This is a genomic window from Ensifer sp. EB106-03-01-XG145 (assembly GCF_058792075.1).
In genome coordinates this window covers 1-15549 of record NZ_JBYTEC010000048.1, presented here as the reverse complement: position 1 = coordinate 15549, position 15549 = coordinate 1, and the positions used below count along the sequence as shown (strand labels likewise).

At 59.1% G+C, this 15549-nt stretch carries 17 protein-coding genes and 6 pseudogenes; 9 read left to right on the top strand and 14 right to left on the bottom strand.

Annotated elements, in window-relative coordinates; translation table 11 throughout:
- Window positions 1-247: 247 nt before the first annotated feature.
- Entirely contained in the window at window positions 248-727 is a 480-nt protein-coding gene (locus tag AC3WWH_RS34240; RefSeq protein WP_058325125.1) for a ProQ/FINO family protein, read from the bottom strand.
- A 141-nt stretch (window positions 728-868) separates the two neighbouring features.
- Between AC3WWH_RS34240 and mobC the strand changes: the two are divergent.
- From mobC to AC3WWH_RS34225, 3 genes and pseudogenes are all read left to right on the top strand, one after another.
- Window positions 869-1105 (top strand): annotated as a pseudogene (gene mobC, locus AC3WWH_RS34235) (plasmid mobilization relaxosome protein MobC); the annotation flags it as partial.
- A 3-nt stretch (window positions 1106-1108) separates the two neighbouring features.
- Window positions 1109-3409, top strand: a pseudogene (locus tag AC3WWH_RS34230) (conjugal transfer protein TraA).
- Between the two features lie 6 nt (window positions 3410-3415).
- The gene (locus tag AC3WWH_RS34225; RefSeq protein ID WP_113398877.1) at window positions 3416-3628 is read left to right on the top strand and encodes a DMT family transporter; all 213 of its coding nucleotides are present in this window, start codon (window positions 3416-3418) and stop codon (window positions 3626-3628) included.
- Window positions 3629-3853: 225 nt separating this feature from the next.
- Here the strand turns inward: AC3WWH_RS34225 and petA are convergent, their stop codons facing one another.
- Both petA and AC3WWH_RS34215 read right to left on the bottom strand, forming a co-directional pair.
- A complete protein-coding gene (petA, locus tag AC3WWH_RS34220; protein ID WP_058325137.1) occupies window positions 3854-4417 on the bottom strand; it encodes a ubiquinol-cytochrome c reductase iron-sulfur subunit in 564 nt (187 codons plus the stop codon).
- Window positions 4418-4627: 210 nt separating this feature from the next.
- Complete coding sequence (locus AC3WWH_RS34215; RefSeq protein WP_245299310.1) at window positions 4628-4837, bottom strand: hypothetical protein; 210 nt, start codon at window positions 4835-4837, stop codon at window positions 4628-4630.
- Between the two features lie 105 nt (window positions 4838-4942).
- Here AC3WWH_RS34215 and AC3WWH_RS34210 point away from each other — a divergent pair, with 105 nt between their 5' ends.
- Window positions 4943-5335, top strand: coding sequence for a response regulator (locus AC3WWH_RS34210; RefSeq protein ID WP_058325138.1), 393 nt, complete (start codon window positions 4943-4945; stop codon window positions 5333-5335).
- A gap of 241 nt (window positions 5336-5576) precedes the next feature.
- Here the strand turns inward: AC3WWH_RS34210 and AC3WWH_RS34205 are convergent.
- The 5 genes and pseudogenes from AC3WWH_RS34205 to AC3WWH_RS34185 all read right to left on the bottom strand — a co-directional run.
- Window positions 5577-5645, bottom strand: a pseudogene (locus tag AC3WWH_RS34205) (hypothetical protein); the annotation flags it as partial.
- A 166-nt stretch (window positions 5646-5811) separates the two neighbouring features.
- Complete coding sequence (locus AC3WWH_RS34200) at window positions 5812-6003, bottom strand: DUF982 domain-containing protein (RefSeq protein ID WP_492377599.1); 192 nt, start codon at window positions 6001-6003, stop codon at window positions 5812-5814.
- Window positions 6004-6192: 189 nt separating this feature from the next.
- The gene (locus AC3WWH_RS34195) at window positions 6193-7527 is read right to left on the bottom strand and encodes a Do family serine endopeptidase (RefSeq protein WP_058325127.1); all 1335 of its coding nucleotides are present in this window, start codon (window positions 7525-7527) and stop codon (window positions 6193-6195) included.
- 195 nt (window positions 7528-7722) lie between these two features.
- Entirely contained in the window at window positions 7723-9351 is a 1629-nt protein-coding gene (gene groL, locus AC3WWH_RS34190; protein WP_058325128.1) for a chaperonin GroEL, read from the bottom strand.
- 55 nt (window positions 9352-9406) lie between these two features.
- Window positions 9407-9721, bottom strand: coding sequence for a co-chaperone GroES (locus AC3WWH_RS34185; protein ID WP_058325139.1), 315 nt, complete (start codon window positions 9719-9721; stop codon window positions 9407-9409).
- 362 nt (window positions 9722-10083) lie between these two features.
- On the opposite strand from AC3WWH_RS34185, the gene AC3WWH_RS34180 reads away from it, so the two are divergent.
- The 3 genes from AC3WWH_RS34180 to AC3WWH_RS34170 all read left to right on the top strand — a co-directional run bounded on the left by AC3WWH_RS34180 (window position 10084) and on the right by AC3WWH_RS34170 (window position 11586).
- The gene (locus AC3WWH_RS34180; protein ID WP_058325129.1) at window positions 10084-10545 is read left to right on the top strand and encodes an Hsp20 family protein; all 462 of its coding nucleotides are present in this window, start codon (window positions 10084-10086) and stop codon (window positions 10543-10545) included.
- A gap of 94 nt (window positions 10546-10639) precedes the next feature.
- Window positions 10640-11149 carry an Hsp20/alpha crystallin family protein gene (locus tag AC3WWH_RS34175; RefSeq protein WP_058325130.1) on the top strand — a complete coding sequence of 170 codons (510 nt, stop codon included), beginning with the start codon at window positions 10640-10642 and terminating at the stop codon, window positions 11147-11149.
- Between the two features lie 65 nt (window positions 11150-11214).
- Window positions 11215-11586, top strand: coding sequence for an NADH dehydrogenase ubiquinone Fe-S protein 4 (locus tag AC3WWH_RS34170; RefSeq protein ID WP_082641230.1), 372 nt, complete (start codon window positions 11215-11217; stop codon window positions 11584-11586).
- Between the two features lie 129 nt (window positions 11587-11715).
- On the opposite strand, the pseudogene AC3WWH_RS34165 reads toward AC3WWH_RS34170, so the two are convergent.
- The 5 genes and pseudogenes from AC3WWH_RS34165 to AC3WWH_RS34145 all read right to left on the bottom strand — a co-directional run.
- Window positions 11716-11859: pseudogene (locus AC3WWH_RS34165) on the bottom strand (SPW repeat protein); the annotation flags it as partial.
- 199 nt (window positions 11860-12058) lie between these two features.
- Window positions 12059-12337 carry a hypothetical protein gene (locus AC3WWH_RS34160; RefSeq protein WP_058325131.1) on the bottom strand — a complete coding sequence of 93 codons (279 nt, stop codon included), beginning with the start codon at window positions 12335-12337 and terminating at the stop codon, window positions 12059-12061.
- Between the two features lie 9 nt (window positions 12338-12346).
- Complete coding sequence (locus AC3WWH_RS34155) at window positions 12347-12634, bottom strand: DUF982 domain-containing protein (protein WP_492377598.1); 288 nt, start codon at window positions 12632-12634, stop codon at window positions 12347-12349.
- An 80-nt stretch (window positions 12635-12714) separates the two neighbouring features.
- Window positions 12715-13191, bottom strand: a complete 477-nt coding sequence (locus AC3WWH_RS34150; RefSeq protein WP_058325133.1) for an Hsp20 family protein — start codon at window positions 13189-13191, stop codon at window positions 12715-12717.
- A 150-nt stretch (window positions 13192-13341) separates the two neighbouring features.
- Window positions 13342-13455, bottom strand: a pseudogene (locus tag AC3WWH_RS34145) (protein usg); the annotation flags it as partial.
- A gap of 86 nt (window positions 13456-13541) precedes the next feature.
- Here AC3WWH_RS34145 and gatC point away from each other — a divergent pair.
- A complete protein-coding gene (gatC, locus tag AC3WWH_RS34140) occupies window positions 13542-13829 on the top strand; it encodes an Asp-tRNA(Asn)/Glu-tRNA(Gln) amidotransferase subunit GatC (RefSeq protein ID WP_058325134.1) in 288 nt (95 codons plus the stop codon).
- Between the two features lie 381 nt (window positions 13830-14210).
- On the opposite strand, the gene AC3WWH_RS34135 is transcribed toward gatC, so the two are convergent.
- Window positions 14211-14573, bottom strand: coding sequence for an SPW repeat protein (locus AC3WWH_RS34135; RefSeq protein ID WP_058325140.1), 363 nt, complete (start codon window positions 14571-14573; stop codon window positions 14211-14213).
- 732 nt (window positions 14574-15305) lie between these two features.
- On the opposite strand from AC3WWH_RS34135, the pseudogene AC3WWH_RS34130 reads away from it, so the two are divergent.
- Window positions 15306-15476 (top strand): annotated as a pseudogene (locus tag AC3WWH_RS34130) (DUF982 domain-containing protein); the annotation flags it as partial.
- Between the last annotated feature and the right edge of the window lie 73 nt (window positions 15477-15549).

Here is a 15549-nt window from a genome sequence, read left to right as displayed (position 1 = left end):
TCAAAAGAAGCGCCCAGCGACGAGCATGGACTCAGACGGTTGTGGGATCTGTGAAGAGTGCCTGGCGTCCTGACGCTATCAGCGTGCTGCATTTTGCGTTGTATGATCATGCGCGCAGAGTCGCGCGTTGCGCCGCGCCCGTCCAACGAGAGTTCTGAATCGATTGAGCCTGACCGATTCATTTTCGTGATGGACCGGCTGTCGATGCGCAGCGATCGCCGCCCGCGAGCTGCCAAGTCGGGAGTATCTAGCGCGGTTTTTCCTTCCTTCTCAGAAGAGCGCTCCGGATCGCCTCCGTCTTTGTCGGTTGAGCCGGAGATGCCGACTTGGGCTTGCTGGATCCGTCGCGCGCTTGGAAGCCTTCATACTTGCTGAGCGCATCCATCCGGTCGGCATCCGAGACAGGTTCGACCGGCTCGCCATTGATGTCATGGCGAAGGGACCCGGTCTTTGCCACCGCCATCTGATAGCGTCGCGAGTGCACATAGGTTGCCACCGCCTTGCGCAGAGCCGAGACGCTGACTTCCGGTTTCAGCAGGGGACGGACGTCATTCCAGAGCCCGAGCGCAAAGGGTCTGACCGGGTCACCAACTTTCGCCGGAAGGATCCCGATTGGCCGGGTGAGGAGAGCGTTGATCGCCGCGGTTTTCGCGACCTCTCTTTCGCGCGCCAGAACCGGAGCAGAGCGCGTTCGGGGAGATTTCGTCGCGTCCGCTTTCTGACCCATCGCAGCCCCCGCCAATCCAGGATGTCACGCTTTAAGAATACGTCATACGACGGCACGAACCAGCGACATCAACTTGAGTTCCAAAGCATCTATAGCGTGTGTACCGGAACGTGAAGTGCGGCGAGCCACGGCCCACCTGTCGTTCGGCCAATCCTGACCGGCGATGATCGCTTGGTTATGGCGGCCTTGCTTGAGGACATGCGGATGATCGGCATCAACCTGAACCAAGTCGCGAGGGCGCTGAATAGCGGTCGGGGTGTCCACCCGAGCGAAATGGACATCAATCTTGAGAACGTGCAGCGGGTGCAGGCCGCCGTCATGAGCGAGCTCCGTGGCCTGACCCGGCGAGCTGGTTATCAGCGCCGAGGCGAGAAGTAGCGCTTGGAAATCTTCTTCGGCACATTCACCAATGAGTGGGAGCAGCGGCGCGCAGCGCTGTTGCATGAAATGTCGGCTGGTGGGCGTCGTGCTTCGGCCGAGGAAGAAATGCGGAAGCGCCTGAAGAAGTTGGCGGAACTTGGCGTCGCCGGTGGCGGTGGGAGTGCGGGCGCCGGAACCGCCGCCCGAGGAGGTGGCGGGCCTCGATCACCAGTTGTGCCAGCAAAAGCGACGAGCCGTCCGATGGAGGTCAGGTTGGCGGCAGTTGCGAAGGGCAGCCAACCGGCCGTCGTGAAAATGGCGTCCTATGGCGGCGGCGCTCGTGTCGGTGCGATGCTGAATTACGTATCCCGCGGCGGCGAGCTGAAGGTGGAGAATGAGAACGGTAGGGTCCTCGAAGGGCGTGAGGAGCTGGCGCGGATCCGGGGAGATTGGGATCACCTTTTTCAGAACCGGGCAGAAAGTCGAGACATCGGAAGTTTCACAGTTGAGATCGCGACTTCGGCCTTCGCATCCGATGCGGCAATGCACGAGTTGGTGCGAAGCGCGTTATCGAGTGGCTTTGGCGATCGCCGTTATGCCTATGCCGTGGAGAAGCACGACGACGGTTCTCTGACGGTTCAAGGGCTCGTAGTGCTCAGGAGCGGGCAGGGAGAGCGGCTAACAGGCGACGCCAACGCGGCAGCAATCATCCAGAGCCGATACGATGTTAGTGCGGCTGCTCGTGAGGCAGAGGCGAAGTTCTCGTTTCATGGCTACGGGAATGGCGTCGAGTTCGGCGCCGGCCGTCTGCGCGACCTGGTCGATCGGCATCAGGATCTCCGCGACGAACGCGGTCGTCGAATCGCTGACGAGAAGGCAGCGAGTGACCTGGTACAAAAGGAATGGCGCGGCGAGTTGCACAGCCGGAAGAGCCGCGACGTGATGCATGTCATCATGTCGGCGCGGGCCGGAACTGACGTTGCGGCATTCGAGGGCGCGGTGCGCGAGTTCCTTGCGCACCAGTTTGCCGGACACCGTTATGTCTTTTCCATGCACGATCCGGAGAGCGACCCGAAGGAAGAAGGTGAGGGTGGCAAGCGTCCGCATGTTCATGCTCATGTGATCGTCGCGATGAAATCAGATTCCGGTGATCGCATTGAAACGACGCCGGCTGTGTTCCGGGAATGGCGAACAGTGATGGCCGAGAAGGCGCGCGATCATGGCATCGAGATGGAGATGACCGATCGGCGCGAGTTTGCCAGCCCACCGGCATTCACCCGCACACAGGTTCGACCGGTAAGCCGGGAAGGTCGCACGGAGCATGTCGGCACGAGCGAAGCGGCACAGGCGCGATATGACGCAAAGCGCAGCTGCCGTCGCACAACTGCGAAAACTGACAGGAGCCAAAAATACATCATAAAGGCGCAGAAGTCATGGCAGACGATCGCCCGAGTGAGCGGGGATCACCATATCGTAGCCTATGCCTCAAGATACGGAGAATACTTGCAATCTGGACTTTCTGAGACGCCGACGGAAACCAGAGCCACCGTAATCGAATTTCCGCACCAATTTGGTTACATTGGAGGAAATGGTTCTGGAGGGTCAGGAATTGCGCGAAACGTCACGAGCGGATTTTGAGGTTTACGAGAAAAAGGTCGAGACGGCCTTGTTCAAGCTTGAGCGCTCCGTCGCGCCAGAGGATCGGGCTGACTTTGATGAAGTCGCGGGCCTGGCCCGAGATTTCGTCAACCAGAACCGTGAGCTGGTAGAGCTTTACGAGCAGCGCAAGGAGGCTTTGGCTGAGCAGGGCGTGAAGGAACGGCGCGACGCGCCGCGTGATCCAGCCAATGCCGAATGGGACGCGGCGGTTGCTAAACACGGTCGAGCCGTCGTCGAGGCCGGCAACGATGCCCTAGAGTCGACATAGACCATTACCGCGAAGGTCTCGATCGGATCGAGGCCGGAGAAGTGGGTGAGCATGATGCCGAACCGCAGCGGGCTATCGATCAGGCTGAAACCAATACCGGTCGTCCGACAGAACCGAACGATAAGCCGTCCACCGTCGAACAACGCGATCCACGCAACGAGGCGGAAGATCGGCCGCCTCTCGATAATGACGCGCGGGAAGCCCACGATCTCGCATCAGCCGTCGAGGCTACAAGTCGCCTGCAAGATCGTCTAAATAAAGATCGGGAAGCCGCGCAGCGTAGCGCCGAGACGACACGGACTGACCCCGCACAACAGCATACTCCTCGTCTGGAGGAGCTTGAGCGGGAACAGACTGAACAGAAGGAACGCGACCGCGACGATCGGGACCGTTAAAGGGATATGCTGAACGATAATCGCCAACAATACGTCATCCAGAGCAACGACCCCAAAGGCGACGAGGGGTTCGTTAAGTTCTTCGGCGCGGTTATCGTGTTTGTGATGCTTCTAGGTTTCGTCCAGATTGCTTATGAAGCGATCATGGCCTGGTATCATGACACGATGGTTTGGCTGAACGATATAGCGACCTACCTTGCCGGCTTCTGGCCGTTCTAAGCGCATTCCAGTAGATAATGCCGTGAGCATGCTCAGCCCGGAGATCCTGTAATGTTGCCCCTGGGTGGTTCGATCACGTATTAGCCGCCCTTATTGAGTGACCTTCCCGAGCCTGTCCGTGATGTGCAGCGATTTCGGGGCAACAAAGCCGTCGCGGCGTCCCGCGGAATAACCCGATCGGCGACACGGCAAACGTGGTGGTCGCGATTGTTGCACTTGCGCGGCTTATCCGATCCGGACAACAGATTCGGAGATGAACTCGAAGCGGGGGATCGCGAGGTTCTCCGGTGCGGGCCCCTTGCGGACGCGACCGGCAGTATCATAGTGCGATCCGTGGCACGGGCAGAACCAGCCTCCGAAATCACCCGCCTGCCCTAGAGGCACGCAGCCGAGATGCGTGCAAACCCCGATCATCACGATCCACTTCTCCTTCCCCTCCCCGGCAGAGCGGGCAACAGCGGTCGCGTGCTGATCATCGGCAAGATTGGCATTCCGAGCCAAGGGGTCCTTGAGATCGTCAAGCGCGGTCGCCCTTGCCGCCTCGATCTCCTTCTGGGTGCGGTTGCGAATGAAAACCGGGCGACCGCGCCATTTGACGGTCAGTGACATACCCTCGACGAGCGAGGATACGTCCACCTCGATAGAGGCCATCGCGCGCGTCGACGCGTCAGGACGCATCTGATCGATGAATGGCCAGGAGGCGGCCCCAACACCCACTACCCCTGCCATGGCTGTCACCAGATAGAGAAAATCGCGTCGGGTGGGTTCTCGCGTCTCATCCATAGCCATCATGCCGCGGCCCTGCCAAGCCTTGCTCGCCCTGGGGGATAGGGGAGACAAGCAGTTCTCCCGGCAACCTCCGAGGTGCCCAGATGTAAGAATGGCTCACAATTTTACATCGCCATCGTGAATATTGGAACGTCGGAACTCGTGACCCACCCAGTCATTCATTCCGACCAGCCACTCAGCCTCTGGAATCCGCCTGCAAACATATTCCCGTCACGAACTTCTTGCGGTCAGCGCCGAGCTCTTATTCCAGGCCTGGATTTCGGATGTCAGCGGGCAGAGAAAGATGACTTCCGCCAACGTCGCGGCGGCATGCAACGCGGTCATTTCGGGCCAGCTCATGGCGATGTCATGGTGCCCGATCCAAGCGCCGGGATCCTTGTAGTCGATGACGCCGTGCGCTGTCCTCTCCGATGCGTTCACGAAAAGCCTGTAGGGCAGGACTCCCGGATGACCTTCGGCTCCAAAAAAGGAACCCTTTGCCTCCTTCGGCGTTCATCCGCATCGGACATGCTCGCGGCCTTGAGAATGGAACCCACCGTCATTTTGCTAGCCGAAGTTGAGGCGCTGTTACGGCTTGATTTCGAACACGCACTCACTGAGGCGGGATTCGACGTTGTCGCTGTCTCGGCGGGCGGGGAGGCAATAACCCGCTTGAATGCCGAAGGTTCATCCATTCAAGGCCTAATCACTGATATTCGGTTCCGCGAGCCACCGGACGGTTGGGATGTCGCACGTCACGCCAGGGAGAACGACCCCGAGATGCCCGTCGTCTACGTCAGTGGAGACAGTGCCCTTCATTGGGCGTCAAAAGGCGTCCCGAACAGCATCATGATTGAGAAGCCCTTTGCCATGGCACAATTGACGACGGCAATTTCTCAACTCCTTAATGACCGGTCACCTGGAAGGACAGCTTCCTAGAACGGCAGGAGAGTCGAGCTTCAGTCCCCATCGTCAGAGCATTTCGTCGTTTTCCATCCACTTATTGAAATCCCTATGCCCTGCAACGGCGTTGCAAGGGGCTGGGGCACGGGCGCTTAGACTCCAATCGGTGTTTCAGTTGGAATTGTTGTGCGACTTTCGAGCCACTTCCAGGCGTGTCGGCCGGTCTCAGACGCGGCGCGGAGGGGAGGATCCTTCATTAATACGCGGCACTTTAGATCTAGCCGGAACGTAGCAGCCCGGCGCGTCGTCCCGCCTTCACGAATGCCCGTCTTGCTTCTTGCGGCCGCCTCCAGCCGTCTTCGCGGCAGACCCGACAGGCTGCGCGATAGGCTCACCCCCTTGCGCCTTCGGGCCACTGGTCGCGAAGGCACTCCAGCGCTTCGCAGGAATTGGCGACAACCCGCTCAACGGTAGAGCTAAGACGGAACGGGAAATTGAATATCGCTCGTCACCTATCCGGTCCCAGCCATCATCGATTTACTGTTTCCGGCTTGGGCACCCGCACCGGCTCCGCCACCGGCGACGATCGCCTCAGTGTCTGGTGCGAGAAGATTGGCCCGTCGCGCGAGGGCGACAAACGTCCCGCGAGCGGTCTCGACATCAATCTCGCCTGCAAGTGCTGCCCTGCAGGCATTGAGCGCGATGGCGTGGGTTGCATTTCGTTTCGATGGCGGCCACTCGTTCAGCCAGGCATAGTCTTCTCAGACCGTGAATCTCAGCTCGGAAATCCGAGCCCCACAAGGATTGTGAGGAGATGTCGAAAGCAATCGTGTTCCATCGTTTTCCTCCATTCAAGCGACATTGGATGTCAACGTCATGCGGCGGGCAACCACCTACCGGATCACCAGCACGTGTTTCGACCCGGCGCGAAACAGATCGAGCGCGATCGTGCCACTGGCGTTCTTTAACGCTGTCTCGAGTTCCGCCACTGTCGAGATGGGCCGCCGATTGGCAGCAACGATCACGTCGCCCATGCGCAGACCGGCTCGGGCGGCGGCACTTCCATCTTCAACGCTGGAAACAACCACGTTGCCGGCCGCATCCTGGAACTCAGCGCCCTCAAGGCGGGAGGACTTGGAGCCAGGCTTGGCAATTGTCTCGTCCGGCTCGACGCGCATTGTCACCGTTCTGCGAACCCGATCGCGCAGATATTCGATTTCGACTTCCGATCCGACCTGAGCCAGGCCGACACGATTGCGAAGATCTGCCGAGCCCGTGATTTTCCGATTGTTGACGGCGATGATGACATCGCCAGCTCGAAGGCCCGCCTGTTCCGCGGGGGAATCTGTCTCAACGCTGCCGACGACGGCGCCGTAGCTTTCCGCAATGCCAAGCGCTTCGGCCAGATCTGGCGTTAAGTCCTGGACGGCGATGCCGATCCGGCCGCGCCGCACTTGTCCATGCTCGATCAGTTGCTCCATCACGGCCGACGCCATCGCGATCGGAACCGCAAAGCCGATGCCGACATTGCCGCCGGTGGGCGCGATGATTGCGGTGTTGACGCCGACCAGCATGCCGTCTGTTGTCACCAGTGCGCCTCCCGAGTTGCCGGGATTGATCGAAGCATCCGTCTGGATGAAATCCTCATAACCCTCGAGATTGATGCCGCCACGGCCAAGGGCGCTGACGATGCCGGAGGTGACGGTCTGGCCAAGCCCGAACGGATTGCCGATCGCGACAACGGAGTCGCCGACCCGCAGCGCACCGGAATCGCCAAACGAAAGCGCCGTCAGCTTGTCAGCGGCGATCCTCAGCAACGCGATATCGGTTGCCTCGTCGCTGCCCACCAGCTCGGCCGTGAAGCGGCGGCGGTCCTTCAGGGTTACCGCAATCTCGCCGGCGTCCGCGACGACATGGTGATTGGTGAGGATATAGCCTTTGGCGGCGTCAACGATGACGCCGGAGCCCGCGCTCAGCCGCTGCTGTTGCTCAGGCAGATTGAAATAGCGGCGGAAGAAGGGATCGTTGTAAAGAGGATTGGTTTCGGCGGAAGCGCGAGACCTTACTGCAATGTTGACGACCGCCGGCGTGACCTTCTCCAAGACATCGGCGAGCGATGGTTGGGTGCTTGCCGACCACTGCGGCCGCGCCGCCGGTAACGGCGCAGGAACCAGGATGAGGACGAGTGCGGCGAATACGCCAACATATTTCGACGAACGCGTGGTCATGTTTGGCCCCGAATTCTTCAGATCCTCCTTCGGTGCAGGGGCGAGCCCTCGGGTGCAGCCTCATTGGGGTCACGATTTTGGCTCCTGCCAACCAGCACCAGTCCGACGTCTAAACGCCGCATCCATTACGCATCGCTTACTTCACATATCTACCGTCCGTCCGCGCCCCGTCGGGGCGCGGACTTGTCGTTTCTGTCAGAAGTCCATGCCACCTCCCGGCATCGGCGGGTGCGGTTCATCCTTCTTCGGCTTCTCGGCGACCATTGCCTCGGTGGTGATCAGTAGGCCGGCGACCGAGGCCGCGTCCTGCAGCGCGGTGCGAACGACCTTGACCGGGTCGATCACGCCCTGAGCGTAAAGATCACCGAACTCGTTGGTCTGGGCGTTCCAGCCATAGCCAAAATCGGTCTTCTCGCGCAGCTTGCCGACAATGATCGAGCCTTCGGCACCCGCGTTCTCGGCGATCTGGCGCACCGGCGCTTCGATCGCGCGGCGAACGAGGTCGATGCCGTGCCTCTGGTCGGTATTCTCGGTCTGAGTGTTGTCCAGTGCTTTGACGGCCCTCAGCAAAGCGACACCACCGCCCGGCAGCACGCCTTCCTCGACGGCCGCCCGCGTGGCATGCATAGCGTCGTCGACGCGGTCCTTGCGTTCCTTCACCTCAACCTCGGTTGAGCCTCCGACGCGGATGACGGCAACGCCGCCGGCAAGCTTGGCCAGCCGCTCCTGCAACTTCTCGCGATCGTAGTCCGACGTGGTTTCCTCGATCTGCGCCTTGATCTGCGCGACGCGGCCCTCAATCTCAGTCTTCGAGCCAGAGCCGTCGACGATCGTCGTGTTATCTTTTTCGACGACGACCTTCTTGGCGCGGCCAAGCATATTGAGGGTCACGTTCTCGAGCTTGATACCGAGATCTTCAGAGATCGCGGTTCCGCCAGTCAGGATCGCTATGTCCTCCAGCATCGCTTTGCGGCGGTCGCCGAAGCCCGGCGCTTTGACGGCAGCCACCTTCAGGCCGCCGCGCAGCTTGTTGACTACAAGCGTCGCCAGCGCCTCACCTTCGACATCCTCGGCGATAATCAGCAGCGGCTTTCCAGATTGAACGACCGCTTCGAGAACCGGCAGCAATGTCTGCAGGTTCGAGAGCTTCTTTTCGTGGATCAGGATGTAGGGTTCCTCGAACTCAACCCGCATCTTCTCGGGGTTGGTGACGAAATACGGCGAGAGATAACCGCGATCGAACTGCATGCCTTCGACGACTTCCAGCTCCGTCACCGCGGTCTTGGCTTCCTCGACGGTGATCACTCCTTCGTTGCCGACCTTTTCCATCGCTTCTGCGAGGAAGCGGCCAATCTCGGTGTCGCCATTGGCCGAGATGGTGCCAACCTGGGCGATCTCGTCGTTCCTGGTGACTTTACGGGCGTTCCGCCGCAGTTCCTCGACCACTGCTTCGACTGCTTTGTCGATGCCGCGCTTGAGGTCCATCGGGTTCATGCCCGACGCCACAGCCTTCGCACCTTCCTTGACGATCGCCTGAGCGAGAACAGTAGCGGTGGTGGTACCGTCACCAGCGATGTCACTGGTCTTCGAGGCAACCTCCCGCACCATCTGTGCGCCCATATTCTCGAACTTGTCCTCAAGCTCGATCTCCTTGGCGACGGTGACGCCGTCCTTGGTGATGCGGGGCGCGCCGTATGACTTGTCGATCACGACGTTACGGCCCTTCGGACCGAGCGTAACCTTGACAGCATTGGCGAGGATGTCGACGCCGCGCAGCATCCTTTCGCGGGCGTCGGAATGGAATTTCACTTCCTTGGCAGCCATTTTTCTACTCCTTCCTCAGGCAGCATTCCTTGTCTGGCATGGGTCCGGATCGGCACTAGGCCGCGTTTCTCGCTACGGCGTCGATCTCGACCACGCCCATCACGTCCGATTCCTTCATAATCAGAAGATCCTCGCCATTGAGCTTGATCTCGGTGCCCGACCATTTGCCGAACAGAATGCGATCACCCACTTTCACATCGAGCGGTCGCAACTGCCCGCTGTCGTCGCGCGCACCCGGGCCGGCGGCAACGACCTCACCTTCCTGTGGCTTTTCCTTCGCCGTATCTGGGATGATGATGCCGCCGGCCGTCTTTTCCTCGGCCTCGATGCGGCGAACCAGGATACGGTCATGCAAGGGACGGAACGTCATTTCGCTCTCCTCATCGACAAACAGATTTTTCAACGGGTCCTCCGCGCCGCATTCGGAGCGAACCGACGTGGGGCGCGCCGACCCTTTCGGCATCGCGCGCAAATCGATCTGGTTTTTGTCTTTTCGAGTTTCAAGAGGGGATCAGAAATTTTTTAGCACTCTACTCAACCGAGTGCTACTGGCATGAATTCATGAGACTATTTCGCGGAGCCGCCGCTCGAAAACTCTTGCTCCCTCTTGACGCAAGATATCGTGATCCCCACCTCATCCTTGTCGACGCCCAGGTGGGTCGACACCAGTCAGGGAGCGCCGAGCTTCTTGGCGCTCCCTCGTGTCTATGTTGCTCTACGGAGGATGTAGCTATGAGAACAAACCTCGACTTTGCCCCCTTCTACAGGTCAAGCATCGGCTTTGACCGCATCTTCGACCTGCTCGAGAACGCCAGCCTCAACGCTGACAACTGGCCGCCCTACAACATCGTCAAACTTGGCGAAAATGCCTACCGAATCGCTATCGCGGCGGCGGGTTTCGCCGAGGACGAACTGACGATCACCCATGAAGCGAACATGCTGGTGGTCAACGGCGTGAAATCGGAGGACGAAGAGGTACAATACCTCCATCATGCGCTTCCTGTACGACCATTTGTTCGGCGATTCGAACTCGCCGATCACGTCATCGTCGAGGGCGCAAAGCTCGAAAACGGGCTACTCGTCATCGATCTCAAGAAGGAGATACCCGAGGAGATGAAGCCGCGTCGGATCGCCATCAAATCCGAAATGACGAAGCCTGCCTCAAAGCAGATCGAAGGCGACAAGGCGGCTTGATTGAGAACATGCTGCTTGATTCTCGCCGTTGCCAACAGGTGAAGGAAAGCAGCTTCGCCAAGGAGGAAGGAAAGAAACGACGAAAGGATGAGCCATGAGTGTACGTGACCTGATCCCGTGGAGCCGTGGCAGCAGCCAGCTCCCGAACAGCTATCGCGGTGATGACATGGATCCATTTCTATCGCTTCACCGCAATGTCAACCGTCTGTTCGACGAAGTCTTCCGCGGCTTCGGCCCGCCATCGTTGCTTGGTGGCACGTCGCCCTTCAATGGTTCGTGGCCGCACGTGGAAATCGAGGAGAATGACAACGAAATCCGCCTGATCGCGGAGGTACCAGGCGTCGATCCAGACAACATCGAGGTGCTGCTGGAAGATGGCGTGCTTACGCTTCGCGGCGAGAACAAATCGGAGACTGAGGACAAGGATCGCCGGTTCAGCGAGCGCTACTACGGGCGCTTCGAACGGCGGCTGTCCCTTGGTCGCCAAGTCGATGAGGACAAGGTCGCCGCAACGTTCAAGAACGGTCTGCTCACCTTGACGCTGCCGAAGACCGAAAAGGCGCGAGCCAACGTCAAGCGGATCACGATCGACAGCACCAAATAATACCGACCGCCGCAAGCCAGCCGGGTGCCAACGTGCCCGGCTGGTTATTCGCGTGGCAAAAACCGATGACGTGGTTGACGGAACCCCTTGCGCGAGACAGACAATCCGGCCGCGCTGACCGGAAGTTTGCGGAGCACGTCAGCACCAGCCAGCCCCTGGCGATTGACATCAACTGCCCACGACCAAACATTGATCCCGTAGCACGCATTTTTCGCCCGTCACGCTCTGTGATGACTTCGGCGCGCGTCTCGGGGCGACCCTTGGTATTCGAACGGCAAGCCCCACCCGTCATCGACTGTCTGATGGGCTACACTGGCGCGAGTGACACGCTGACTCAGGTTGAACTGCATTTCCCAACCCGCGATGCCGCCATTGCCTACGCAAAGCGACAGAAACTGAATTGCACCGTCGTAGACGACAGGAGCCGCCGTCCTTAGTTTTCGTTGATATCGCCGGCGAGCTCTACCATTCAATCCCGGTTGCTGCGCGATCGGCGCATCGATCGGCATCGCCAATCCGGAAGACCCCGCCGCTGAAGCGGCGGGCCGTGCTCTCCTTTTTCTCGATCATACATGTGCATGCGGGTTCCGCCGATAGTCCCAGAGTGCCCGGGCTGACACGGCGGTGACGAGCACGCCGAGGACCACATGGGTCCACATCGCGTTCATGTTCGCCGCGAATTGAAGCAGCCAGGGCGAGACCATCAGCCAGGAGAGGATGCCTCAACCGCACCACAGCCTACCGCTCCTCCAGGCCTAAAAGCGGCCGCCGGAACAATAATGAAAAGCGAAAGCTGGCACCGTGCCGTCTGAAGAAGGCATTCTTTCGATGGGAACTGAATTCCCAGTCCGTATATGTTTGACGGGCCGCCTCATATGAGAACCGCCCGTCGGAAAGCTGGCAACTCCGTCAGATATCGTACCGCGAATCGAGCTCTCGCAGGGCAGACCGAACCTCATCGATTGAAACCGGCTCAGGCGTTCCTGGCATATGACGGAGAGCTGGCTTCGAATCTATCGCGTAAAAGTCCGAAGCCCACGCGGCAAGAATGGCCCGTTTATCATCGACAGAAAGTGCAGGAGCCTTCACCACATCCATTGGACGTCGAAACGGCCAGTGAGATGCTAGAACTTCCGGTCCGATGTTCACGGCAGTTGCGGCAATCTGCTTAAACATATGGTCCATCATCGGTTCACCTCAGCTTACGTGTGGATCCCGACTCCACCTCGGATAAGTCGCCGTTACCGGGTCAGTTTCCGGCGCAAGCAGGTCGTGTTTTTCCGCAAAGGCGGCAAACAACCCGCGTGCGGTCTCAGCTTCGATCTCGCCGCGCAAGGCAGCGCGGCATGCCTTGAGCGCAACCGAATGCGGACCATCCCTGAGCGATATCGGCCACTCGACTAGATGTCGGTAAGCGTCCATCACGCTTCTCACTTCCGTCGGGAATCCAATACCGACGAGAATACGCACAGATTTCTTGAACATCGGGTTTCATAACTCTCTCCTTTCCAACCCGGTGTGCCCATGGGCGCCATCGGAGCGACGCCCATATCCGATGTTTTCGTTTACGCGGCGCTCTTGGCTCCGATCTGCGGCGCGGCGTCCGGCCGTCCAAGGGCGGAACCGCTTTCAATGCTGATCTTGCGCGGTTTCAATGCCTCGGGAATTTCCCGGACGAGATCGATGGTCAGCAGACCATTGCTCAATCCCGCTCCACTCGCCCTGACATGGTCGGCAAGCTCGAAACGATGTTCGAACGGTCGGCCGGCGATGCCTCGGTGCAGATAGGCGTCGGGCGGAGAATCCTGCTTCTTGCCTGTAACGGTGAGAAGATTGGTCTGGAATGTGATGTCGAGCTCGCCCTCGGAGAAGCCGGCAACCGCAATCGAGATGCGGTAGCTGTCGTCACCTGTCTTGACGATGTCATAAGGCGGCCAATCGCTGATCGAACGGTCGCGCTGGGCGTTTTCCAGAAGATTGAAGAGCCGGTCGAAGCCAACGCTCGATCGGAAGAGAGGTGTGTAGTCATAAGATGTTGCCATAGCCATATCCTCCTGAAAGCAACATGGGTATGGAGCGCCGAAAGACGGCGCTTCCAGCATTGCCGGCCCTGTTGTCAGCGGCTGGCGGCAGATGATCTGGTATTTGTGAAATCCGGCTTCAAGTGCTGCCTTACAGAATTTTCGCAAATCTCAGTGCAGCTTGAACTCACCTTCAATACGGCGCCATTCGTTCGGCCGGATCAGGCGCTGATGCGTATAGCGAACGGAATGCAGCGGGCCGGCGAGATTGACTTGCCAGATTTCTGTTAGGCAGTCAGTGCTAGCGGCAGAAGGATCAGATCGGCAAAATCTTGCGCAAGCGACAGAAGCCATCAAATCGGACGCAGCCTATGTCGATAGATATCGCGACCATTAGACGTATTGCCCGCCTTGCCCGTCTCGCACTCAGCGAAGACGAGGCTGAAAAAATGTGTGGCGAGCTGAACGAAATTCTGACCTTCATCGAGCAACTTTTGGAGGTTGATGTCGAAGGCATCCCTCCGATGACCTCGGTTGTGCCAACAACCATGAAAATGCGCCAGGACGTCGTGACCGAAGGCAATCATGCCGAAGAGATCGTGGCGAATGCACCTTTCAGTGAGCGCAACTTCTTCCTGGTCCCCAAGATTCTCGAGTAAGTACAGACAGCCTCGGGCCTTGGAGCATTTCACGGCCGGCGATCGCCAAACGATGCGCCCCTTTGCGTGGCGCGTGTTAGCGGCTTGAGATTTCCGGCCCACATCCGATGCTTCGAAAGCTTGCCGATCTCGTTTGTGATCGAATGATGTGTCATGGCGAAGGTCCTGTCGTTTTGCACTTAATCAGGTTCTTCCTCTGACCAGGGCCCCGAACCCAAGCCCCGCCTGAGTAAACGTCATGCGCGCCGCGACGACACATACAAGCCGCCGCAATCCACTCGACAGCGCAAACCCCAAAACAAAAACCCGCCGAAAATATCGACGGGTTTGTCAGCAGTCTGAGCCCGCCGCTGAGACGGCGGGCCGTACTCCAATTCTCGATCATGCGTGGGCATGCGGGTTCTGCCGATTGTCCCAAAGCGCCCAGGCCGACACGGCGGCGACGAACGCTCCAAGGACCACGTGGGTCCACATCGCGTTCATGTTCGCCGCGAATTGAAGCAGCCAGGGCGAGACGATCAGCCAAACCCCGAGTACCAGGCTCGACCACTCTTCCCACTCAGCAAACGCCGACAGAGCGGCAACCGCCAGAGCGGCGAGCAAGATTCCGACAATCCATGCGTTCCACGCCGGTACGGTTTCACCGGCGAAGCCGAGCACCCAAGGTGAGACGAACAGGGCGACTGCGAGAACCAGATTGAGCCAATCCTGTGCTTTCTTGCTTTCCATCAGTCCATTTTCCATGACAACCTCCACGAATGAAGCTTGATCGACGGTGTTCACGCGCGCTGTGAACGCGCGCAAAACGATGTAATTTTGCGAAATTCGATCTTCAAGAGCCGGATTATCTCCGTGGGCTGCGGCAACCACGACTAAGGCGATTGTGATCGACTGCCTTCCCAGATCGACGATCTTCGCGTAGGGGAACAGTGGCAGAAGACACCGTTGGAGGAAGGCCCGCGACGAAAATGGGACATGCGGTTGCCAATCCGCCGACGAGAGTAGGAAAATTTCAGCGTGCAATCGGATCGCGGCAAAAGGGGGAGGTACCAGCCGCCGCCGGGATAAACTTGGTGCGGTGCCTATGGTTCCTCACACCCATGACGGTCACCGGATGCGCCACCCTGACCGGAGCCGCTCGCCGGCAGCCGAGCGAGCTCTTGTCACCCGGAAGGCCGGATGCGTTCCAGTGTTGGACACGCTGAAGCGTAATCTCGTTTCATGCCTTCAACATCGTCGCTCGCTTCGGCGATGAGCCAGCTCTTTTTCAACTCGCCGGTCAGTTCGAAAGAGCGCGGCCATGCTCTCGAACCCGCGGTCCGCCCCGGACCTTTGAGTTTGCATAGAAGCGCGGATGCATGATGCGCGCTCTACCCCTTGAACTCGCCAAGCCGCGAAAATAAATCTTCGACGGGCGCCATCCAAAAGCGCTTTCCTTGTTGAAAACCAACGAATTCAGTGAGGTAGAAATGCACATTGTTTGACCGACCAGTTTACCTGCGTGAAAGGAAGGATCTGGTCCTCGAAATCACGAACCTGGAAGACGCGATCGATTTTCTTGAGGAGTGGTCCAAAGGAGATCGCGATATCATTCACGACGCGACCCTGAAAACGTGCTACCTGGCACATGACGGCCACAAGCCTATAGCGCGGCGATCAGGATGAGACGGCGGCGACAATCTGGATGAGATTCTTATGTCGCGGTCGGGATGACCGTATC